Below are 22,357 nucleotides of genomic sequence, written 5' to 3' on the forward strand. Positions count from 1 at the left end.
CCTGCCCTATATTTAATCCAGCATTATGTCTGGTCAGTGTTGAAGTTTATCGGCCTTAAGATTCGCTACTTCTTTCATGGATACTAAACCTCCGTAACTGACGAGTCGTCACTTATTTTTCTCGTTACTCTATGGATGGACGTTCGCATTGCTTTAGCGAGGCTTTATATTTACGCCTTCATCAATCGCTGAACCGACGTCCTATAGACTGATCGGAGGTGTATCATGACTGCATCATTGCTCTTGGGTGCCAGTTATCCCCTTAAAAGCTTCATGGGCGATCCTCTCGTAGGGATCCCCATGGCGTTATGCGCTAGCGGGGAGATTCGCCGTAGAATGGATCTTACCTGGCTAATTGCAATAGTATGCTTGTTATAAAAACCATGGAGGTGACATGTTTTCCTTTCTCAACACATTTAAACGGCTCATAGGCAAGCAGCAGGCGGTGCCGATCGTCCAGCCAGAGTATTCAGATGAACAGCTTTTGCAGTGGGCTACCGGTTGCATGTTAGAAGGTTTGCCAGATGAATTTTATGAGGCGAGAATTTCATGCTTCCGTAACATCGATAGTGAAGGACGCATAGCAGTTGCAGCTATACATGACTTCAAATTAAACAGCGAAAGCGAATATACATCCTTCACTCCGCCAGATGATCTTTACGCCACGCAATGTATTGAGAAAATACTTAACGAAAAGGACTGGAGCCAAGCCACTATAACTTTCGACCCACAAAAGACTCGATTTCAGTGGCAATAAAAAAGCCTGTTCAAAACCATAAGAGTCTTAATTGGGTGGCGGGTCACCTCATACACTGAGTGTAGATATATTCCTGAAGTGTTCTCAATGCTGTTTGGTCACTAATAATTCCATCTCTGGTACCGAGAACGTTTCGTCCAGCAGCATTAGAGAGTTCGACGGTTTCATCATTGCCCACGCTGGAGAGCCTGGGGTATCGGTTGTGGCTGGAACTGGACAGCGCCCTTTGACGAGCACCCTACTACCATAATCAAGCTTGCGCTGCAGAATATAATTTTCAGCTTTCGCATCGGCCAGTTCCTTCGTGTATTTTGTATCCAGCGCAACGGCATCGCGCTGGCGTTTCTGCATATCTTTCATTGCAGTGTTTGCCAGGCTGAGTTTCTCAGTTGTTTTGTCGCGGTAGTAGTTAATCGCCCATGTCATGGAAACCAGCCGGAAGATAACGACAGCGCAAATGATGGCGGTCAATCGGCTCATTTCTGACCCCACACGCAGACTTCGCGCTCAATCTCGCGACAGGTCATCAGCTTCTTCCACTGCTTGCCACCGGCATACGTCCAGCGCTGCAGTTCTTTGCATGCACCCGGAACGTCGACGGAATTTCACTTTTTAAGCAGCGTCGATCTGCTAAACGCTCTAGTTCCCACGTTGTAGGTTAAAGAGTAAAGTGCGGCACGAGTGGTTTCGTGAACATGAACCTTAATCAGCGGGTCGATAGCTGCAGCAAACTTGCGCAGGTCTAATTGAAGCAAAGCACCACATTCTTTATCGGTGTAGCGGTGACCGTCAGCACCACAGCCCAAAACCGAGATGTTTTCATCACCGTGAGTATGGTGCGATGGAATATCAAAACCTGCGATTTGTTTTCATGCACAGGATGCGCAAGGACAAATAGAAAGCCTACCACTCTTTATCGAGTATCGGCTCCAGATTTAACGCAGCTGTAAAACGTGCTGGTATTCGCCGCCGGAATCTGTACCATACGCGACATATCTTTGCCTGCTGGCTTTTATTTGCTGGCGCTAACCCATCTCTCGCCGCTACTGGCTCCGAAAGTAGTAATAAATGCAAGAAAATCAATCAAATACAAAGAAAGAGCAATACAACCTGAACAAACTGCAAAAGCGCCTGCGCCGTAACGTGGGCGAGGCCATTGCAGACTTCAACATGATTGAAGAAGGCGACCGCATCATGGTTTGCCTGTCAGGGGGTAAAGACAGCTACACCATGCTGGAGATCCTGCGTAATCTTCAGCAAAGCGCACCGGTGAATTTTTCGCTGGTGGCGGTCAACCTTGACCAGAAACAGCCGGGCTTCCCGGAGCACATTCTGCCGGAATACCTGGAAGAGCTGGGCGTTGAGTACAAAATCGTCGAAGAAAACACCTACGGCATCGTGAAAGAGAAGATCCCGGAAGGGAAAACGACCTGCTCGCTTTGTTCCCGCCTGCGCCGTGGCATTCTGTATCGGACCGCAACTGAGCTGGGCGCGACCAAAATTGCGCTGGGCCATCACCGTGACGATATCCTGCAAACGCTGTTCCTGAACATGTTCTACGGCGGCAAGATGAAAGGCATGCCGCCTAAACTGATGAGCGATGACGGCAAGCACATTGTGATCCGCCCTCTCGCCTACTGCCGCGAAAAAGATATTGAGCGTTTTTCTCAGGCTAAAGGCTTCCCGATCATTCCATGCAACCTGTGCGGCTCTCAGCCGAACCTGCAGCGTCAGGTTATTGGCGACATGCTGCGTGACTGGGATAAGCGTTATCCGGGTCGTATCGAAACCATGTTCAGCGCGATGCAAAACGTGGTCCCTTCACACCTCGCAGACGTTGAGCTGTTCGACTTCAAAGGCATCAATCATGATTCTGAAGTGGTCAATGGCGGCGATCTGGCGTTTGATCGGGAAGAGATTCCGATGCAGCCAGCGGGCTGGCAGCCGGAAGAGGATGACAATCAGTTTGAAGAGTTACGTCTGAACGTGCTTGAAGTGAAATAAGCGGACAGCGTCTCAGAAAGACCTTCTGAGACGCTTTATGCCTTATTTTAGCAGACGTACGCGGCAGGTTTTACCTTTAATCTTGCCGTTTTGCAGCTGCTTCCACGCCTTATGCGCAACCGCCTGGCGAATCGCTACGTACACATGTGCCGGATGAACCGCAATCTTCCCGATATCTGCGCCGTCCAGACCGATATCCCCGGTCAGCGCCCCTAACACATCACCCGGACGCATCTTGGCTTTTTTGCCGCCATCGATGCACAGCGTCGCCATCTCGGCCTCCAGCGGCACGAGCTTGACGCTGCCCGGCGCACTCACCCAGTTCAGTTTGATCTGCAACATTTCAGAAAGAATATTGGCACGCTGCGCCTCTTCTGGCGCGCAGAAGCTGATGGCCAGCCCGCTATTACCGGCGCGAGCAGTACGACCAATACGGTGGACGTGCACTTCAGGATCCCATGCCAGCTCATAGTTCACCACCAGCTCAAGGGATTTGATGTCCAGACCGCGCGCGGCGACGTCGGTCGCCACCAGTACGCGGGCGCTGCCGTTAGCGAAGCGCACCAGCGTCTGATCGCGATCGCGCTGTTCCAGATCGCCATGCAGCGACAGCGCGCTCTGTCCCGCCGCATTCAGAGCGTCACACACTGCCTGGCAGTCTTTTTTGGTATTACAGAACACCACACAGGATGCAGGCTGGTGCTGGCTCAGCAATTTCTGCAGGAGCGGGATTTTTCCCTGCTGCGACGTTTCAAAGAACTGCTGCTCGATGGCAGGCAGTGCATCAACGCTGTCAATCTCGATCGTGAGCGGGTTTTTCTGCACGCGACCGCTGATCGCGGCGATGGCTTCCGGCCAGGTCGCAGAGAACAGCAGCGTCTGACGATCGACCGGCGCGAAGCGGATCACCTCGTCAATCGCATCGCTGAAGCCCATATCCAGCATCCGATCCGCCTCATCCATCACCAGCGTGCTTAATGCATCCAGCGATACGGTGCCTTTTTGAAGGTGATCCAGCAGACGGCCAGGCGTCGCAACAATAATGTGCGGCGCGTGCTGGAGTGAATCACGCTGCGCACCGAATGGCTGTCCACCACAAAGGGTTAAAATCTTGGTGTTGGGCAGGAAGCGCGCCAGACGACGCAGTTCGCCCGCGACCTGGTCTGCCAGCTCGCGGGTCGGGCACAGGACCAGTGACTGGGTCTGAAACAGCGACGCGTCAATATGCTGCAGCAGACCAAGACCGAAAGCGGCCGTTTTCCCGCTACCCGTTTTCGCCTGCACGCGTACGTCACGGCCCTCAAGAATGGCGGGCAAAGCGGCCGCCTGTACAGGCGTCATCGTGAGGTATCCCAACTCGTTGAGGTTGTCGAGCTGGGCGGCAGGCAGAACATTCAGGGTAGAAAAAGCGGTCACAATAGTCTCTCGTGGTGATCTTTACGGTCAGATGGCGCGTATCCTCGCAGATCTCGGGGTTCGATGCGACAATTTAATCGGTTCTTCATCCGGCGGCGGGTCTGGCATCGGCTGCGGACGCGGAATGGGATCGGGCATCGGCACGGGATCGGTGGGGACAGGATCGGACTGACGCGATTGTTGCAGTAGCAGAGCGAGTAAAATGCTCATCTTTCCCTCCAGGGTTTGCTGTCGTCCCTTTTAGGGTAGACGCTCAGAAACAGGAGGCAAAAAAAAGCCGACTATAAAGTCGGCGTCGTACGAATCAATTGTGCTATGCAGTAATTCAAAAAAGGAAGTAAGACAATATGGAGCGCAACGCCCATCGCTTGACGTTGCATTCACCTGCGGGAGTAATATTGCACCTTACGGGGGTGATGTTTATTGACTTCGCTCAATTAAAAGAGCGTTTTAATCCTCGAAAAAGGTGAAAAAAGCGTAAATTTACAGCCATTTACTACGATGCAACCACCATGCAACACCACCAATCAAAACAACTAACATGACGCAAAACGCGGTGAAGCCGTATCGATATTCGCCGCCGGGTATACCGCCCAGATTGACGCCAAAAAGCCCTGTCAGAAACGTGCTGGGTAAAAAGACCATCGCCATCAGGGACATCGTGTAGGTTCTTCTCGCCAGTGACTCCTGCATCACCTGCGCGATTTCATCCGCCATCACCGCCGTTCGGGCGATGCAGGAATCAATCTCATCCAGCCCGCGGCCAAGCCTGTCGGCAATGTCCTGCATTCTGCGGCGCTGATCGTCATTCATCCAGCTGAGTCTTTCGCTGGCCAGACGGGCATACACATCCCGTTGCGGCGTCATATAGCGACGCATCACGATCAGCTGCTTTCGCAATAATGCCAGAAAACCGCGCGGTGGGATCTGCTGATCGAGCAGGTTATCTTCAAGGTCGATTATTTTATCGTGCAGCTCTTCAATAAACTCGCTCGCATGATCGGTCAGGGCGTCACAGACATCCACCAGCCAGCTGCCACAGTCAACCGGCCCGGTCCCTTCTTTGAGATCGTTCACAATGTCATCCAGCGCCAGAACTTTACGCTGGCGGGTTGAAACAATCAGCCCATCGTCCATGTAGACGCGCATCGCAACCAGCTGATCGGGACGTTCATCCGTGCTGCCGTTGATACAGCGCAGGGTGATAAGCGTGCCGTCCCCCATTCTGCTTACGCGGGGCCGCAGGCTTTCGCCCGCCAGCGCATCGCGCACGTTGTTAGGCAGGAGCGGGGTCGAGGCCAGCCAGTCGGCACTGTCCGGGTGGGTATAGTTCAGATGGAGCCAGCAAGGATGATCTTTATCAATAACATCATTATCTTCCAGCGGCCTGGCACCGCCGCGGCCATCCAGCACCCACGCAAAAACTGCGTCAGGAACGTTAAGTTCAGATCCTTTAATGCTTTCCACAGCGCCTACCCCTCTTTAGCTCTTTCGATGTCAGTCTAGCTTCCGTCAGGGGTTAAGCAACAACTATGTCTCGCATCGCGCTGAAATCGCTCAGGAATTGTACATATTGTTTCAGAGGCGTAAAAAAGCCTGGCATGCCAGGCTTCGGGTCGCGCTCAGAGCGAGTGCTCAGGTCGCTGAAGGAAGGAGGCCGGGCCGGGCAATGGTGACTGAGGCGCGCCGTGGTCCAGCCTGAAGTTGCGGGTCCGCGCCTGCAGTTCAATCACCTGATTACGCAGCACATCAGACGAACCGTTAAGTTCCTCCGCCATTGCCACATTGCTTTGCGTGACCCGCTCCAGCTCGGAGAGCGCCAGCGTGATCTGGGAAATCCCCTTCTCCTGCTCTGCGGTCGAGGTAGAAATCTCATCCATCAACCGGCTGACATTCCCGGAACCGGTCACGATTTCATGCATATTCTTTTCCGCTTCCGACACTACGCTCGCCCCCTGGGTCACATTGCTGCTGGTGACTTCAATCAGCGTTTTGATATTTTTCGCAGCTTCCGCGCTCCGGTGCGCCAGATTTCGCACCTCCTCCGCCACCACAGAAAAGCCTTTTCCGTGATCGCCAGCCCGCGCAGCTTCAACCGCGGCGTTCAGCGCCAGGATGTTGGTCTGGAATGCGATACCGTCGATCAGAGAGATGATTTCCGTCATCTGCTGCGCACATTCAGTGATGGATTGCATATTAGTGGCAACCTGCCCCATCAGCTCGCCGCCCTTCCGCGCCTGCAACGTCGCGACATTTGCCTGCTCGCTCGCCAGCCGGGTGTTATCGGCATTGTTTCGGGTGCTTGCAGCCATCTGCTCCATGCTGGCGGCAGTTTGCACCAGAGACGCAGACTGCTGCTCGGTTTTCACCGAGAGCTGGGCGCTGCGGGAAGAGAGTTGATCCGATAAGGTCATCGCGTTTTGAGATGAAGACCTGATCTCACGCACCAGCGTAGCAATGTTGCTGGAAAGACTGTTAATCCCGGGAATTAACCGCCCCGCGCAGTTATTGCCAAATTCGGGGATAGCGACACCTAGATTGCCTGCGGTCACTTCTTCAATACTTTTTTTCACAGTATTGATCGGCGTCACAAGATACTTCGTCATATATCCCCAGAGCAAAAATAGCGCGACGGAATTCACCAGATTAATCGAAATAAAGAGAGAGGAATTGCTGTTAAATAGAACAACCACACCCGCATTCACCAAAAAAACGCATAAAAGGAACCAGGCAATGAAGGTTCTGACACTAATATTTCTTAGCATGATTTTATCCACGGCTTTATATTTTTGGTCGGCATTAAGACTTATAGCATTCGCCTTTGAATTTGTCCTCACATACTACGCTGGTTTCTCGTTTCGCCGTTAGCTACCTGATATTTAACTTAAGTAAGGTAAAAAGAGCGTATTATGAGAAATGTTCTGTGCCGCATGCTGCGCCACTGGTCCGAAACCACCTGAAGCGATACCATCATCCACGCAGAGACGATACGTTCGCCCTCATATTTAAGGCGCTTTGCTATAATTATTCGTCTATGTTTAGCCATGCTTAATACGTTAATAAAAAGAATATATTTTATATTCTGCATGAGTTTGATGCTTTATATCACCGAACATTTTTCACGATAAATAACTAATATGATTGAACGCGCATGTTCGTTGCCAGATAAAGATGTGCCGGCAGGCGAAACCGGTAACCCTCTCACAGGTGGGATTGCATAATGCTCAATATATCGTGGGACCCTGTCTTAATCGCTGTCTCTTATCTTGTGGCGTTTATCGCCTCCTTTGTGGCCCTGGACAGCGCCGGGAAAATCCCCCTTTCCAGCAGAAAGGCGGCTCTGTTCTGGCGCATTGCCGGAGGGGTCACACTGGGCATCGGGATCTGGTCCATGCACTTCATTGGCATGCTGTCGATGCAAATGCCCATGATAATGAGTTACGACCTGTGGTTAACCCTTGCGTCTCTCGGCGTGGCGGTGGTTGCCTCCACCACGGCCATTAATATTGCCGTCACGGGCAAACATCTCTCTCTCTTTCGGCTGTTGTTCGCCACGCTCATTCTCAGCGCTGGCGTGGTCGCCATGCACTATATCGGCATGGCCGCGTTGATGCTGAAAGATAGCATCCTCTGGGATCGGCGCATTGTGGGTCTGTCCGTGGCGATTGCCGTCGTCGCCTCCGGCGTGGCGCTGTGGCTGGCTTTTCGTCTCAGGGATAAGCACAAAGGGGTCTTTGTTAATCGCATTCTCGCCGCTTTCGTCATGAGCGCCGCCATCTGCGCAATGCACTATACGGGCATGAGTGCCGCGCATTTCCATGAAACCGCACACACGCTTCCCGGCGGGGTCAGCGAACTGGGATTATCCATCTGGGTTTCCGTCACCACGCTCACCCTGCTCGGCGTGATGTTAATTATATCGCTTATTGATTCGCACTGGCGCACCACCCGGCTGACGGACAATTTGCGCCAGCTCAATCGTCAGCTTGAGCTTCAGGCACGCTTTGACGCCCTCACCGGCCTCGCAAACCGTCACCAGATGGATATGCGTATGCAGGATTGCCTTCGCAGCGCATTGCTGAGTAAGAAACCCTTCGCCGTGATTTTCCTGAACGTCGACCACTTCAGGCGCGTTAACGACACCTGGGGCCATAGCGTCGGCGATGAACTGTTGATCACCATTGCCCAGCGCATTACGTCCCGGCTTACCCGCGAGATGACGCTGGCCAGGCTGGGTGGGGACGCCTTTATTCTGCTGGTTCCTGAATGTGACGATGAAAAGCTCAACACTTTGCTCACCACCCTGCTGGCGGATATGCGCCGCCCGCTTTCACTTTGCGGACACACCCTGAGTACGACCCTCAGCGCGGGTGTCAGCCTCTATCCTCAGGATGGCGAAACGCTGCACGAGCTGAAATTTAAGGCAGATGCTGCCTTACATCACATTAAACAAGACGGACGCAACGGCTGGGCATTTTACCGCCCGGAGATGTCAACGGCGGTTCCGGCTAAACCTGGCTTTCTGCAGGAGCTTTCTCAGGCGCTGGAGCGCGATCAATTTGAACTGTGGTATCAGCCAACCTGGCATGCGGAAGATAAAACCATCCACGGTTTTGAGGCCCTTTTGCGCTGGCGTCATCCTGAGCAAGGGGTTTTGCTGCCGGGGCTGTTTTTACCCACGCTGGAACAAACGGGTTTAATTATTCCTGTCGGCAACTGGGCTATCGAAGCCGCGTGTCGCCAGCTTCATTTCTGGACTGAACAGGGTTTCAGCCAGTGGACCTTATCGTTCAACTTATCCCCAGTACAGTTCGAACAGCCGGATATCTTTCAAATCGTCTCGTCGATGCTGGAAAAATATCATCTCTCTCCCTCCCGCCTGGTCCTCGAGGTGACGGAGAGTACCGCGCTAAAAAACCTCGACCGCAGCATCGAGTTGCTCAATGCCTTTAACCATGCGGGGATCACCGTCTCCATTGATGATTTTGGCACGGGCTATTCCAACCTGCTGATGCTGAGCGTTCTTCCGGCAAAAGAGCTTAAAATCGACAAGAGTTTTGTGGCGTCAATGCTGGAAAATGAAAAAAGCCGCAAGCTGGTAGAAACCATTATTAATATCGCCCGCACCATGGAGATGAATGTGGTTGCCGAAGGGATCGAGACGGACGAACAGCAGGCAATCCTGACCCACCTCGGCTGCGACTATCTTCAGGGATTCCTTTTTTCCCGCCCTTTACCTGCCGATCAGGTTCCGTGGCTGCTGTTGCAGAAAAACTCAGAGAAACAAATTATACCCATGAGTCAAATGCGTACGGATCCCCCATTTATTTCACAAAAAAATCATGCCTGACGGGATTAAGTAGAGTATGTTTCAAAGGAGTACACGCGAGTCAATTCTTTCATGATTGTCAGGCAAATTGTACCGATGAACAGGAAATCCCTATGTCGCAAAATGGTTTTGATGCGCTGAATGCAATTAAAACGCCCGTGTGGCTTATTTCTCCTGTTTCAGAACAGATCATTTTTGCAAATGTGACCGCGACACTGCTCTCAGCCAGTAAAACCGTGGACGCCCTGCGTAAAGGCACCTATTCTGCAAGTGCGCAAACCGCCCTGTCGATGTATGTTTCTGAACTGAAAAACGATCAGGATATTGTCGAGATCTGGACAATTAGCCGCGATGGGCATGACGCGCCGCTTAGCTGTCGCCTCTCTCTCACTCACTCCCCACAATATGGCGACCTCATCGTGTTTGAGGGGATCGCTTCGCAAGCCCCGTCAGGCCTGAAGGCCAGCCGCTCCGCAACCTATCAGCGTAAAAAACAGGGCTTCTACGCGCGCTTTTTCCTGACCAACAGCGCGCCGATGCTGTTGATCGATCATGCCCGCGACGGGCATATTGTCGATGCAAACCTGGCGGCGCTCAGCTTCTATGGCTATTCGCATGACGAAATGTGCAGCAAACATACCTGGGAAATAAACACTCTGGGAAGAGATGTCATGCCCATCATGACGGAGATCGCCGCGTTGCCCGGTGGACATAAGCCGCTCAATTTCGTCCACCGCCTTGCCGATGGCTCCACCCGCCATGTCCAGACCTATGCCGGCCCTATTGAGATCTACGGTGACAAACTGATGCTGTGCATAATCCATGATATTACTGAGCAAAAGAGGCTTGAGCAGGAGCTGGAAAATGCTGCATTGCGTGACGCGATGACGGGTTTACTCAACCGGCGACAGTTCTACAACGTTATCGACCAAACCAACCTGAGCCACCTTTCCGCACAGCAGCAATTTAGCCTGCTGCTGGTCGATACCGATCATTTTAAAAACATCAACGACCTCTTCGGTCACCTGAAGGGCGATGAGGTGCTTATCGCACTCTCCCGAACGCTGGAAGCATGCAGCCGGCAGGATGACCTGGTGTTCCGCTGGGGCGGTGAAGAGTTTGTTATCCTGCTTCCGCGCACGTCCCTCGAAACGGCCCTGAAAATTGCTGAATCCGTCCGGGCGGCCGTTGCCCGTATCACCATTGCGGGCTTACCGCGGTTTACGGTTAGCATTGGCGTGGCGCGGCATGACCCGGCAGAAAGTATTGATGAGCTGTTTAAACGCGTCGACGATGCGCTCTATCGCGCTAAAAATGATGGGCGTAATAAAGTCCTCGCTGCATGAAACTGGAGTATCGGGAAAAGCCCCGCTACAATGCCTGGCTTAAGTAAATTAACGACAGGTGGGTAGTAGCGATAATGGGAAAAACAGAAATAATACTCACCATAATTATTTTACTGCTTATTATATTTGGCTTATGGTTTATTTTCAGTGGTGAGATCTGGTACTTTGTTGAATATCTGGAAAACAGCCTCTACCCCACTTTTGACGCGCTGTAGTGCACGTTTAATTTATTGTTTCACCTACCGTATTTGTCAGGTATCAGCATAACCCAGAGCCGCGTAAGATACGCGTCGTTATCCTCCAACAACGTTGATAACGAATCACTAAATCATTTGCTTATTTCGCCCGTTCTCTGACGGGCTTTTTTTATTTCCCGCGATTAAGCAAAACTGGCGCTATCGAGCGTCAGTCACCATGTTGGTGTAGCACCGCTCTGCTCCAGTCATAAAAGGCGCGTACCGAAAGCGGGAGATAGCGGTTTTGTGGATAGACAAGCGAAAGCGGTAAATCGAAAGAGACGTCCTCCATACAGCGAACCAACGCCCCGCTCTTCAGATACGGTTCGGCCAGATAGCTGGCCACGCGAATTAATCCGAGCCCTTGAATTCCGGCCTGGATATAGGCGTCGGTGTCATCGACGATTAGCGTTTCTTTCATGCGGATTGCGCAATCGCCGTCATCACGCGTAAAAAACCAGTCGATAGTACGCCCGGTGCGGTGGTTCAGGTAGCCGACTGCATAATGCTTTTCCAGTTGGTCGAGATTTTCCGGCTTACCACAGGCGGCTATATAGTCCGGAGAGGCCAGAACAACCCACCTGAAGTTAGCCAGAGGTCGCGCGACCAGCGTCGTTGAATCTTCAATCCTTCCGGTGCGAATTACGCAGTCATACCCTTCCTGAATAATGTCCTCTACGCTATCGCTGGAACAGAGTATCAACTCCAGCTCGGGATACTGGCGCAGAAATTCCGGGAGCACGGGAAGAATGCAATGTCTGGCGAGAGACTGCGGCATCCCCACTTTAAAACGGCCTCTGGGCCGTGCGGATCTGCCGGGAAAGGAAGACTCCATCGTTGCGATATCCGACAGCAGTCGTTTGCTCTCGTCATAGTAACGCTGGCCCTCTGCGGTCACATTGAGTTTCCGGGTGGTACGTTGTAAAAGTTGGATACCCAGGTAGGTCTCCAGCTCCTTAACGACCCGCGATACGGTTGAACGAGGTAGCCCCAGCACTTCTGCCGCCCTGGCGAAGCTATGTGTATCGACTACGCAAACATAGACCCGCATTGATTCCAGTTTATCCATATTCCCACCGCGCCTGAAAAGGTCAATTATCCCATTTATACGAACAGTCTAACTTATGCCTGTTGTCTTATCGAATACGTTCAGCTGACATAACCTTGCTCGAGCCGAAGTAGACAGGCCATTTAACAAAGAGAGGCTCAGCATGAAAGAACGTGATATCAAAACAGGTGAAAAAGTATTAGTGCTTGGTGCAGGACAATTGGGCGCTGCCGTTCTGGGCTATCTGGTTCCTGCAGTCACGCAGCGCGATGGCGCTGTTTCCGTTATCGTATCGCCCGGCTCCTGGGACAGCCGGGGTAAGCTTCAGTCTGAAACTCATCAAAAACTGGCTGATGCAGGAGCAGAATTCATCGCGGTCGATGTCGCCGACAGTTCCACTGAAACGTTAAAAACCCACTTTCTGGATTTTGATACCGTGATCAACTGCATGGGGTTTGTTGCCGGAGCAGGTACACAGATCAAAATTACCCGCGCGGTACTGGAAGCCGGCGTAAGCCGCTATTTCCCATGGCAGTTCGGCGTGAATTACGACGTGGTCGGCAAAGGGAGCGGCCAGCCCGTCTGGGACGAGCAGTATGATGTCAGGACGCTGTTGCGGGAACAGGACGCGACGGAATGGGTGATTGTTTCAACCGGTATGTTTACCAGCTTTCTCTTCGAACCGGCATTTGATGTGGTGAATTTATCCGAAAAAGCCATTAATGCGCTCGGAGGATGGGACACACAAGTTACCGTGACATCACCTGCGGATATTGGCCGACTCACCACCGAAATTTATTTGCATCAGCCGCGGATCGTAAATGAAGTGATATTTGTCGCAGGTGAAACGACATCATACGGAAAACTGGCAGAAACCGTAGAACGCGTGACAAATCAAACCTTCACCAAAGATGTATTGACCCTACCCGCGCTACTGGATGCACTGCATTTAAATCCGGATGACCAGATGCTTCGCTATCGGGCGGCCTTCGCCCGAGGAGACGGGATGTGGTGGCCGATGAGTAATACCTGGAATGTACAGAAGAATATACCGACTCAAGGTATTGAATCATGGCTTAAAAACATTATGTCGCCCTGCGTTTATCCCGACCCGGTGGCGCGCCAAACATGCGGGCATATTCGCGGGTAAACTGCGAAACACTGGCATAACCGACCGTATACGCCGCCTGCGCGATCCCTGTGCCATCGACAAGCATCAGGCGGCGGGCATGGATAAGGCGGAGTTGTTTCTGGAATTGCAGGGGGGAAATCGTGGTTATAGCGCGGAAATGCTGATGGAATACGGACACGCTCATGCCCGCCACGCCAGCAAGCTCCTCAACGCTTATCGTACGTGTAAACTCCTTACGCAACATTGCGACCACGCGGCTAATCCGCCCGGAGTGGCTATCCGCCGCCCCCAGGGCGCGAATAGCAGGACCATGGACACTGCGAAGCAACCAGTAATGCAGCTCTCGCCGTAGCCCATCCCCAAGAACCGCCATCGCCTCCGGTTGTTCAAACAACCTTGCCAGCCGGTAAGCCGCATCCGTCACGTCAGCATTCATTGGCTCAACCCCAACGCAAGGGGCTCCCCCCTGCTTCGCTGGTACAGCATCCTGCAACTCACGCAGGATGGCGATATCCAGTTCCAGCACCAGTGAATAGTAGGGATGGCGAAGGCTGGCCTGGGTAATCTGACTGAGGGTCGGCACATCGGCGGCAATGACCATCGCCTCTCCGGGGCCATATTCAAAACTTTCCGTCCCCGTAGCGACGCGTTTGCGGCCCTGTAAAAGCATCGCCATCAGCGGTCTGTTGATCGCCGCCTGCAATTCGCCAGGATGCAAAGCCCGGATAATCGTCAACCCTGGAACCGGCGTTACGGCAACCCCGCTACGGTCGACGTGAGCATCGGCATACCGGCGGCAAAGATCGAACAGGAGATCGCGCATAGACACTCTTTCAGGCAAGTTTTGAAGCCATAGTATGCTGCCATTCTCTTCAAAACAAACCATGAAAAGAGAAACAGGCAAAAGATAACCAGAATCAGGCAATGTGGATGAGTGCCCTTCTCCTACTGTAAAAGCTCCACCAAACAGAGGATACACCATGAGTAAAATTGCACTTATCACCGGCGCCAATCGTGGTCTTGGCCGTAACACCGCCCTCACTATCGCGCGTCAGGGTGGTGATATTATCGTCGCTTACAGAGGAAATACCCACCAGGCTGAAGCGGTAGTCGCGGAAATCCGCACCCTTGGTCGCAAGGCGATCGCGCTTCAACTGGATATGGCGCAGACGACAAGTTTTCCGGCATTTGCCAAAACGCTACGTCAACAACTCGCCGAAGTCTGGCAGCGCGACACCTTCGACCACCTGATAAATAACGCAGGTCATGGCGAGTTTGCCGCAGTGGCCGAGACCACCGAAGCGCAGTTCGACGGGCTGTTCAATGTCCATGTCAAAGGGGTATTTTTCCTGGTCCAGAGCCTTTTACCTCTGCTGGCGGACAGCGGGCGCATCATTAACTTCTCGTCCGGCCTGACCCGGGTATCGTACCCTGGGTTCTCCGCTTACGCGGCGGCAAAAGCGGCTGTGGAAATGCTCAGCGTTTATCTGGCACGCGAGTTGGGCCCGCGCGGCATCACCGTCAATACCATCGCGCCAGGCGCCATTGAAACCGATTTTGGCGGCGGCCTTGTTCGCGACAACGCTGATGTCAACGCGCAGTTTGCCGCGATGACTGCGCTCGGGCGGGTCGGCGTTCCCGACGATATCGGACCGATGGTCGCCAGCCTGCTGCGTGATGATAACCGCTGGGTAACCGCACAGCGCATTGAAGTGTCGGGCGGGCAAACCATCTGAATACGCAAAAAATACCGTCAGAAAAATGATGCTTTCTGCTGTAGCGGGTGATGATCAGAAAAGAGGAACTGGCGCCGCAAGCCGCGCCAGTACTTGATTAGTGCTTTTCAATATACATCGTCCGGCTATACGCCACGTCTTCCGGGTTATTGATCGGGTAGCCTTTCACCCAGGGCTTAATCAGGCGACCGTTGGTGTACTGATAAATTGGCGCGATGGGCGCCTTCTCCATCAGGATTTTCTCCGCCATGTTGTAGTCCGCATTGCGCGCCTTCGCCGTCGTTTCCAGCGTCGCCTGCTGGATGATCTTATCGTAGGCAGGGTCGTTAAAGCGGGAGATATTGCCGCTGTGGGTGGAAGTCAGCAATGACAGGAACGTTGATGGCTCGTTGTAATCACCCACCCATGACGCGCGGATCACATCAAAGTTGCCGGTGTTACGGCTATCAATGTAGGTTTTCCACTCCTGGTTTTGCAGTTTGACATCCACACCGAGATTTTTCTTCCACATGGAGGCCACCGCGATCGCGATTTTCTGGTGGTTTTCCGAGGTGTTATACAGCAGGTTCAGCTTCAGCGGACGCTGAGGACCGTAGCCTGCGGCCTGCAGCAAGGTTTTTGCCTGAGCGTTCAGCTCCTGCTGCGACATCTGCTCAAATGGCGAGGCGTCCGGGGTGAACCCTGCCGTCACGTCAGGAGTGAAGTGCCAGGCGGGCTTCTCTCCCGTCCCTAACACCTTTTCCGCCATGATACGACGGTCGATGCTCATACTCAGCGCCAGACGAACCCGTGCATCCGCCGTCGGGCCTTTTTGGGTGTTAAAGGCATAGTAATATGTTCCCAGCTGAGGCGGCGTATAAACCTGTCCCGGAATGTCCTTCAGGAGCTTCTGATACATGTTTTTTGGGAACGATTCGGTAATATCAATATCCCCTGCCAGGTAGCGTTTGGTGGCCGACGATTCCTGATTAATCGGCACGAAGGTCACTTTTTGCAGCACCGTTTTGGCATTGTCCCAGTAGTGCGTATTGGGCACCACAACCAGTTTTTCATTCACCACGCGATCCTTCAGAACGTAAGCGCCGTTCCCCACTAACGCGCCCGGTCGTGTCCACTCTTTACCGCTTTCGACGTTGGCTTTTTGCACCGGATAAAAGGCAAAGTTAGCCGTCAGGTTGCTGAACCACGGCAGCGGTTTGTCCAGCTGAACGCGTAACGTTCTGGCATCTACGGCGGTTACCCCCAGCGTATCGGGCGCGGCTTTACCATCAATAATGGCTTGTGCGTTGTGAATGCCCGCCAGTGCCGCAAACCAGGCAAACGGCGAAGTGATCTTCGGATCAACCAGACGCTGCCAGCTGTAGACAAAATCCTCGGCGGTGACGGGCGTACCGTCAGACCATTTCGCGTCGTCACGCAGGCTAAACGTCCAGATTCGGTTATCGTTGCTCTGCCAGCGCGTCGCCACGCCCGGCGTCAGCTCACCTTTCTCATTCTGATTAACCAGGCCTTCAAAGAGATCGCGAATCACCTGAATCTCTGGCAGCCCCACGGCTTTCGCCGGATCCAGCGACGCGGGCTCATCTTTAATGTGTCTGACCAGCTCCTGCTTTTGCGCCAGCGCCGTGCCCTGCGGCACATCGGCAGCGTAGGAAAGTGAAGTAAGTCCGCACAGGCACAATGCGGCAAAAAGACGCGAAACAGGATGCTTCATAAGATCCCCTCTAAAGAATTCAGGTAACAGGCAGTTGCGTAATTATTTGTTTCGACAAAAAGAAATGCAAATAACTTACGCCTGAATAGTGATTTAAGGCAATTCTCAGCCGTTACGGAAACTATTTGATTAACCGCGGGTTTTGCACAACACTGCCAGTAGTGACTTCTTTATCAGGATTTCGTATGGCAACCACCCGACCGAGAGCGGAACGCGGCGCCTTTCCGCCGGGCGCTGAGCAATATGGCCGTTCATTTTTAGGCGCATCGCTGATCTGGTTTCCCGCCCCCGACGCAGACCGCGAAAGCGGCTTGATTCTTGCCGGCACGCACGGGGATGAGAACTCCTCCATCGTGACGCTTTCCTGCGCGCTGCGGACGCTGACGCCTTCATTGCGACGTCATCACGTGATTCTGGCGGTTAACCCGGACGGCTGTCAGCTTGGGCTTCGCGCCAATGCGAGAGGCGTTGACTTAAACCGTAATTTCCCGGCAGCAAACTGGCGCGCCGGGGAAACGGTGTACCGCTGGAACAGCTCCGCCGAGGAGCGTGATGTGGTGCTGTTGACGGGAGACAAACCGGGCTCAGAGCCGGAAACGCAGGCGTTGTGCCAGCTTATCCATAAGATCCACCCGGCATGGGTGGTATCCTTCCACGATCCGCTGGCCTGCATTGAAGATCCGCGCCACTCTGAGCTAGGGGCATGGCTGGCAGACGCGTTCGCCCTGCCCCTCGTCACCAGCGTGGGCTATGAAACGCCGGGATCGTTCGGAAGCTGGTGCGCCGATTTGAGCCTGCCCTGCATTACCGCTGAATTCCCGCCGATCTCCTCCGACGAGGCCAGCGAAAAATACTTAAAAGCCATGGTTGAGCTTTTGCGCTGGCAGCCTCAGAGATGAAGCACGCCGCTGGTAAAACTGAGTGCTGGCGACACGTCAACCGCCAGCCATGTCGGACCATCCAGATCGGCGAAACTGACCTGATTCACCAGCGGCAACGCCGCGCCGATCGCCCGGGACGTACAGAGCATACAGCCCAGCATCAGTGAAAAACCCTGCGCCCGTGCCTGCGTTGCCAGGGCCAGCGCTTCCGTCAGGCCCCCGGTCTTGTCGAGCTTAATATTGACCATCTCATAGCTGCCCTGAAGCTCGCTTAAACTCTCGCGAGTGTGGCAGCTTTCATCCGCACAGATGGGCAACGGATGGATAAAATTCTTCAGCGCCGCGTCATCCTTCGCGGGCAAAGGCTGTTCCAGCATGGCCACGCCCAGGTCAGCCAGCAGCTGACAGCGCGCGGCCAGCCCTTCGGGATGCCATGACTCGTTGGCATCAACAATCAGCGTGGCTGCGGGAACCGCCGAGCGAATGGCGACCATCCGCTCGCTGATCAGACGATCGTCGAGTTTTACCTTCAGAAGCCGGGCCCCGGCGTCATAGAGCGCTTTCGCACTGGCTGCCATTTGGTCCGGCTCGCCAATCACCACCGTTTGCGCCGTAACGATCGCCTCCGGCAGCGCCACACCTAACAGCGACGTCAGCGATTGCTGCTGTTTAGCGGCCTCCAGGCTCCAGAGCGCGCAGTCGATGGCGTTACGCGCCGCCCCGGCGGGTAACCGCTGCTGCAATGCCTCACGCGTGAGCCCTGTTTGCAGGTCTGGCACCAGGGTCATGATATGCGCCATCACCGACGCAATGCTTTCCCCATAGCGCGGGTAAGGCGTGCATTCCCCAACACCTTTAAAACCGTCCTCTTCAATTTCAACCACCACCACGCTGGCTTCACTTCGGCTGCCGCGGGAGATCACAAACGGGGTATGCAATGGCCAGGCTTCTTCATAGACCTTAACGCTTCTCATCACTGACTCCTTGCGGCCCGGTAAGGCGAAAAAATTTGGTTTGCCGTGTTATCTGCTGATGACATACACTAGCCCCGACGTTAACTATATGTAAACAGGAAGATATCTATGTCACAACTCGTTCATTTCCAGGGCAACCCGGTTGCTGTTGCAGGTTCCATCCCGCAGGCTGGCAGCAAAGCGCAGGCTTTTACTCTGGTGGCTAAAGATCTGTCTGACGTCACACTGGCTCAGTTTGCGGGTAAACGCAAAGTGCTGAACATTTTCCCAAGCATTGATACCGGCGTTTGCGCCGCATCCGTGCGTAAGTTCAACCAGCTGGCAACTGAAATGGACAACACCGTTGTGCTGTGCATTTCTGCTGACCTGCCGTTCGCCCAGTCTCGCTTCTGCGGCGCTGAAGGCCTGAGCAACGTTATCACCCTCTCCACCCTGCGCAGCCCGGATTTCCTCGAAAACTACGGCGTCAGCATCGCCGAAGGCCCTCTGAAAGGCCTGGCAGCACGCGCGGTACTGGTTCTTGATGAAAACGACACCGTTGTATTCAGCGAACTGGTTAATGAAATCACTACTGAGCCGGATTACACCGCCGCGCTGGAAACGCTGAAAGCATAATCATTACTTAGCATTGTATACCGCTTTTTCAAAACCTCGCCATGGCGGGGTTTTTTATTACCTTCTTGCTGAATCGTTAAAGCACTAATGGGTATTTCTCACAGTTTTTATGCAAGATACATTTATAAATTCAGAAAATTAGCGATCTAATTCGCAACAAATTCGTTAAAACTTCGTATCTTCGCCCACAGTGAGACATATCACATTTCTTTTTCGCCAAAACATTAGATTTGCTTACGAAAGAAAATAATCGTTTCAGCAAAAAGGGATAAATATGAAAACAAAACTGGCTTTAACGCTCCTTGCGGTACTGGTTTCTGGTCATGCCTCGGCAAAAACCTGGGTGCTGACCAGCGCTGAAAGCTGTGTGGAAAAAGGAAACTGGAAGATTTCCAGCGATGAGCTGAAAATTAACGACAGGACGTTCAGCATTGAGCAAAAAGTGCTGCAAGGCGGAAAGCAGGAAGGCAGTAAAGTTATCGTCATTAGCAGTAAAAACGGCCTGACAATCACCTTAAGCCCGTCGCGCGGGATGAACCTTCTGCAAGTGGAAGGTTTTGGCACCAGGCTGGGGTGGAATTCGCCTGTTAAAGAGGTCGTCAACCCGGCATATATCAATCTTGAAAGTCGAAACGGACTCGGCTGGCTGGAAGGCTTCAACGAGATGATGGTCCGCTGTGGCTACGAATGGACGGGGCACCCGGTTACTACTGACGGCCAGATGTATACCCTGCACGGCAAGGCGGGGAATACGCCGGCATCCCAGGTAGAGGTGGACGTTGCAGATGCCGCCCCGCATGAAATTCGTATTCGCGGACTCATCAAAGAGAGCACGTTCAAAAAAGCGGATCTGCAAACCATGACCGAACTGCGTTACGTTCCAGGAACCAACCAGTTCAGCCTGCATGACGTTCTGACAAACCATGCCGATTACCCTCATGATTACCAAATCATCTATCACAGCAACTTTGGCACGCCAATCCTCGAAGAAGGCGCGCGCTTCCTTGCCCCGGCGGCAAGCGTAAGCCCGTTTAACGACTACGCCAAAGCAGGCGTTAACGACTGGCAAACCTATGCGGGGCCGACAAAAGGCTTTGATGAGATGGTCTTTAACATCAAACCGCTCGCGGACACCAACCACGAAACTCTCGCGGCGGTGGTGAATAAAGCCGGTGATAAAGGCGCGTCAATTCAGTTTGATACCCGCCAGCTGTCCGTGCTGACCTTGTGGAAAAACACCGATACACCAAAACAGGGGTATGTGACGGGGATTGAGCCAGGCACTAGCTATGCCTACCCCGTCACGATTGAACGTGAGCAAAAGCGCGTTAAACAGCTTCAGCCCGGTGCCAGCGCTCAGTTTGATCTGACCTATACCCTGCTTCACAGTCCGCAGCAGGTAAAAGAGGTGGAAAGCAGGATTGCGGCCATTCAGGGAGAGGCCAAAACCGAGATTGTTACCACGCCGCTGGCAAAGGAATAAGCGTGAAAAAAGCCTCTTTACAGAGGCTTTTTGTTATTCATCACCCTTCTTCTGATTCAGACCATATTCACGCAGCTTGTTCGCAATCGCCGTATGCGAGACGCCAAGGCGTTTTGCCAGTTTGCGCGTACTTGGATAGTTGCGATAAAGCTGCGTCAGCACTGAACGTTCGAAGCGGCTGGTGATCTCATCCAGCGAGCCTTCCATCGCCTCTTCGCCGACCGATACCGTTCCCGCGTCGTAATCCGGCAACAGAATGTCCTGCGGACGCAGTTCATAGCCTTCCAGCTGCGTCAGCGCACGATAAACGGCGTTTTTAAGCTGACGAATGTTGCCCGGCCAGCCGTAGCGCATCAGAACCGTACCGAGATCCGCTGAGAGCTTAGGACGTGGAACGCCCTGCTCGTCGGCAAAGCGGGCCACAAACAGCTCTGTTAACGGCATGATATCCTGCGGGCAGTCGCGCAGCGGTGGAATATTCAGCGTCAGGACGTTGAGACGGTAGTAGAGATCTTCGCGGAAAATCCCCTTTTGCACCAGCTCCACCAGGTTTTTCTGGGTGGCGCAAATGACGCGCACGTCCACATGCACTTCGTGATCTTCACCGACGCGGCGGAAGGTGCCGTCGTTCAGGAAACGCAGCAGTTTGGCCTGCATACGCGGCGACATTTCGCCGATCTCGTCCAGCAGTACGGAGCCGCCGTTGGCCTGCTCGAAGAACCCTTTTTTACCCTCCGGCGCGTGCCCAAACAGCTCGCTTTCGACGGCATCTTCCGGAATAGAGGCGCAGTTAAGCGCCAGATACGGTTTTGCCGCACGCGGGCTTGCCAGATGCACAGCGTGGGCCAGCAAATCTTTCCCGGTGCCGGTATCGCCGGTTATCAGCAGCGGTGCGGTCAGGCTGGCGAGCTTGCGCGCCTGGTCAACCACGTGGCGCATTTTCGGGCTGACGGCAATAATCTGGCTGAATGCGCCAACGTCCTGGCTGGAGAGGTTTTGCAGCTGGCGCCCCATACGTAACGTCGAGCGCAGCATGATCACCGAACCTGTCAGTACACGGGTATTTCCTTCCCCTTTCAGATAGACCGGGGTGATCTCCATCAGGAAATTTTGTCCGTTTATCACCACATGCTCGCTGTGCGTGTTCTGTGGGTTGCTGTCCAGCCAGCGCTGGAAATTAAAACCCGGGATCAGCTGCGCGGCGTGGTGGTTGCTGAGCTTCTCCTGACTCTGCGCGAAAAGCTGACAGCTCGCGTGGTTGACGCGCTCAACTTTGCTTTTCAGATCAAGGGAGAGGAATGGCTCAGGCATCGCTTCCAGCAGTGCGCTCAGGGCCAGATGCTCACGCTCGGATGGCATCCAGGGAATGGTGCGTACATCCGTAACGCCAGCGATACGGCGGATTTCCGCCATCAGGCTGCTGAAGGTTTTAAATTCAATTTCGGCAAAATTGAGGTAAATTCGCCCGACAGGATCGATCTCAATGCCACGTAAATCAATGCTACGTAAAACAAGAAGATCGAGTAACTCGCGGGTCAGACCGAGACGGTCTTCACAGAAGACTTCAAGACGCATGGGAAATTCACCGTTTTAAGCCAATAACGTTAAAATGATATGTCAGATCACGGTGAACCGGAAGATGGCTGTCAACAAATATTGACAGCCAGCACGATTAGTGAACAAAAC

At 53.4% G+C, this 22,357-nt stretch carries 20 protein-coding genes and 3 pseudogenes; 11 read left to right on the top strand and 12 right to left on the bottom strand.

Going from position 1 to position 22,357, the window contains the following annotated elements; all coding sequences use genetic code 11:
• Positions 1 to 394: 394 nt before the first annotated feature.
• Positions 395 to 757 carry a hypothetical protein gene (locus MX657_RS12350; RefSeq protein WP_119915742.1) on the top strand — a complete coding sequence of 121 codons (363 nt, stop codon included), beginning with the start codon at positions 395 to 397 and terminating at the stop codon, positions 755 to 757.
• Positions 758 to 800: 43 nt separating this feature from the next.
• Here the strand turns inward: MX657_RS12350 and MX657_RS23700 are convergent, their stop codons facing one another.
• The 3 genes and pseudogenes from MX657_RS23700 to MX657_RS12360 all read right to left on the bottom strand — a co-directional run.
• Complete coding sequence (locus MX657_RS23700; RefSeq protein WP_419179112.1) at positions 801 to 935, bottom strand: hypothetical protein; 135 nt, start codon at positions 933 to 935, stop codon at positions 801 to 803.
• A pseudogene (locus MX657_RS12355) lies at positions 905 to 1,237 on the bottom strand (lysis system i-spanin subunit Rz); the annotation flags it as partial. The pseudogene MX657_RS12355 and the gene MX657_RS23700, both read right to left, overlap by 31 nt.
• Positions 1,234 to 1,545 (bottom strand): annotated as a pseudogene (locus MX657_RS12360) (lysozyme); the annotation flags it as partial. The pseudogenes MX657_RS12355 and MX657_RS12360, both read right to left, overlap by 4 nt.
• Between MX657_RS12360 and MX657_RS12365 the strand changes: the two are divergent.
• Both MX657_RS12365 and ttcA read left to right on the top strand, forming a co-directional pair.
• Positions 1,527 to 1,805: pseudogene (locus MX657_RS12365) on the top strand (site-specific integrase); the annotation flags it as partial. The pseudogenes MX657_RS12360 and MX657_RS12365 sit on opposite strands and share 19 nt — an antisense overlap.
• A 20-nt stretch (positions 1,806 to 1,825) precedes the next feature.
• Complete coding sequence (gene ttcA / locus MX657_RS12370; protein ID WP_080329263.1) at positions 1,826 to 2,761, top strand: tRNA 2-thiocytidine(32) synthetase TtcA; 936 nt, start codon at positions 1,826 to 1,828, stop codon at positions 2,759 to 2,761.
• Positions 2,762 to 2,803: 42 nt separating this feature from the next.
• Here ttcA and dbpA read toward each other — a convergent pair whose 3' ends face one another.
• From dbpA to MX657_RS12390, 4 genes are all read right to left on the bottom strand, one after another.
• Positions 2,804 to 4,177 carry an ATP-dependent RNA helicase DbpA gene (gene dbpA, locus MX657_RS12375; protein ID WP_119915754.1) on the bottom strand — a complete coding sequence of 458 codons (1,374 nt, stop codon included), beginning with the start codon at positions 4,175 to 4,177 and terminating at the stop codon, positions 2,804 to 2,806.
• Positions 4,178 to 4,204: 27 nt separating this feature from the next.
• Positions 4,205 to 4,369 (bottom strand): hypothetical protein, encoded by a 165-nt coding sequence (locus MX657_RS12380; RefSeq protein WP_306301081.1) that lies wholly within the window; start codon positions 4,367 to 4,369, stop codon positions 4,205 to 4,207.
• A 291-nt stretch (positions 4,370 to 4,660) separates the two neighbouring features.
• Positions 4,661 to 5,644, bottom strand: a complete 984-nt coding sequence (gene zntB, locus MX657_RS12385; RefSeq protein WP_080329266.1) for a zinc transporter ZntB — start codon at positions 5,642 to 5,644, stop codon at positions 4,661 to 4,663.
• Positions 5,645 to 5,799: 155 nt separating this feature from the next.
• Positions 5,800 to 6,942: a methyl-accepting chemotaxis protein gene (locus MX657_RS12390; protein ID WP_119915756.1), complete on the bottom strand. Its 1,143-nt coding sequence runs from the start codon at positions 6,940 to 6,942 to the stop codon at positions 5,800 to 5,802.
• 455 nt (positions 6,943 to 7,397) lie between these two features.
• On the opposite strand from MX657_RS12390, the gene MX657_RS12395 reads away from it, so the two are divergent.
• The 3 genes from MX657_RS12395 to MX657_RS12405 all read left to right on the top strand — a co-directional run bounded on the left by MX657_RS12395 (position 7,398) and on the right by MX657_RS12405 (position 11,067).
• Positions 7,398 to 9,527 (top strand): putative bifunctional diguanylate cyclase/phosphodiesterase, encoded by a 2,130-nt coding sequence (locus MX657_RS12395; protein WP_217478728.1) that lies wholly within the window; start codon positions 7,398 to 7,400, stop codon positions 9,525 to 9,527.
• 92 nt (positions 9,528 to 9,619) lie between these two features.
• Positions 9,620 to 10,852, top strand: coding sequence for a sensor domain-containing diguanylate cyclase (locus MX657_RS12400; RefSeq protein ID WP_080329269.1), 1,233 nt, complete (start codon positions 9,620 to 9,622; stop codon positions 10,850 to 10,852).
• Between the two features lie 74 nt (positions 10,853 to 10,926).
• Positions 10,927 to 11,067, top strand: a complete 141-nt coding sequence (locus tag MX657_RS12405; protein ID WP_165853336.1) for an Ecr family regulatory small membrane protein — start codon at positions 10,927 to 10,929, stop codon at positions 11,065 to 11,067.
• Between the two features lie 190 nt (positions 11,068 to 11,257).
• On the opposite strand, the gene MX657_RS12410 is transcribed toward MX657_RS12405, so the two are convergent.
• Positions 11,258 to 12,157 carry a LysR family transcriptional regulator gene (locus tag MX657_RS12410; protein WP_346805900.1) on the bottom strand — a complete coding sequence of 300 codons (900 nt, stop codon included), beginning with the start codon at positions 12,155 to 12,157 and terminating at the stop codon, positions 11,258 to 11,260.
• Between the two features lie 142 nt (positions 12,158 to 12,299).
• Between MX657_RS12410 and MX657_RS12415 the strand changes: the two genes are divergently transcribed.
• A complete protein-coding gene (locus tag MX657_RS12415) occupies positions 12,300 to 13,286 on the top strand; it encodes an aromatic alcohol reductase (RefSeq protein WP_346805901.1) in 987 nt (328 codons plus the stop codon).
• Here the strand turns inward: MX657_RS12415 and MX657_RS12420 are convergent.
• On the bottom strand, positions 13,222 to 14,091 hold the full coding sequence (locus MX657_RS12420) for an AraC family transcriptional regulator (RefSeq protein WP_346805902.1): 870 nt from the start codon (positions 14,089 to 14,091) through the stop codon (positions 13,222 to 13,224). The genes MX657_RS12415 and MX657_RS12420 overlap by 65 nt on opposite strands.
• A 157-nt stretch (positions 14,092 to 14,248) precedes the next feature.
• On the opposite strand from MX657_RS12420, the gene MX657_RS12425 reads away from it, so the two are divergent.
• Entirely contained in the window at positions 14,249 to 15,004 is a 756-nt protein-coding gene (locus tag MX657_RS12425; protein ID WP_346805903.1) for an SDR family NAD(P)-dependent oxidoreductase, read from the top strand.
• A 97-nt stretch (positions 15,005 to 15,101) separates the two neighbouring features.
• On the opposite strand, the gene MX657_RS12430 is transcribed toward MX657_RS12425, so the two are convergent.
• Positions 15,102 to 16,718 carry a peptide ABC transporter substrate-binding protein gene (locus tag MX657_RS12430; protein WP_119915763.1) on the bottom strand — a complete coding sequence of 539 codons (1,617 nt, stop codon included), beginning with the start codon at positions 16,716 to 16,718 and terminating at the stop codon, positions 15,102 to 15,104.
• A gap of 185 nt (positions 16,719 to 16,903) precedes the next feature.
• Here MX657_RS12430 and mpaA point away from each other — a divergent pair, with 185 nt between their 5' ends.
• Entirely contained in the window at positions 16,904 to 17,617 is a 714-nt protein-coding gene (mpaA, locus tag MX657_RS12435; RefSeq protein WP_119915764.1) for a murein tripeptide amidase MpaA, read from the top strand.
• Here mpaA and ycjG read toward each other — a convergent pair.
• The gene (gene ycjG, locus MX657_RS12440; protein WP_346805904.1) at positions 17,608 to 18,573 is read right to left on the bottom strand and encodes an L-Ala-D/L-Glu epimerase; all 966 of its coding nucleotides are present in this window, start codon (positions 18,571 to 18,573) and stop codon (positions 17,608 to 17,610) included. The two genes, mpaA and ycjG, sit on opposite strands and share 10 nt — an antisense overlap.
• 108 nt (positions 18,574 to 18,681) lie before the next feature.
• Here ycjG and tpx point away from each other — a divergent pair, with 108 nt between their 5' ends.
• Complete coding sequence (tpx, locus tag MX657_RS12445; RefSeq protein ID WP_080329277.1) at positions 18,682 to 19,188, top strand: thiol peroxidase; 507 nt, start codon at positions 18,682 to 18,684, stop codon at positions 19,186 to 19,188.
• 274 nt (positions 19,189 to 19,462) lie between these two features.
• Positions 19,463 to 20,671: an aldose 1-epimerase family protein gene (locus MX657_RS12450; RefSeq protein ID WP_346805905.1), complete on the top strand. Its 1,209-nt coding sequence runs from the start codon at positions 19,463 to 19,465 to the stop codon at positions 20,669 to 20,671.
• A gap of 33 nt (positions 20,672 to 20,704) precedes the next feature.
• Here MX657_RS12450 and tyrR read toward each other — a convergent pair whose 3' ends face one another.
• Positions 20,705 to 22,246 (bottom strand): transcriptional regulator TyrR, encoded by a 1,542-nt coding sequence (gene tyrR / locus MX657_RS12455; RefSeq protein ID WP_346805906.1) that lies wholly within the window; start codon positions 22,244 to 22,246, stop codon positions 20,705 to 20,707.
• Positions 22,247 to 22,357: the final 111 nt, after the last annotated feature.

The organism is Enterobacter chuandaensis, from assembly GCF_039718975.1.
In the GTDB taxonomy this organism is placed as follows: Bacteria; Pseudomonadota; Gammaproteobacteria; order Enterobacterales; family Enterobacteriaceae; genus Enterobacter; species Enterobacter chuandaensis.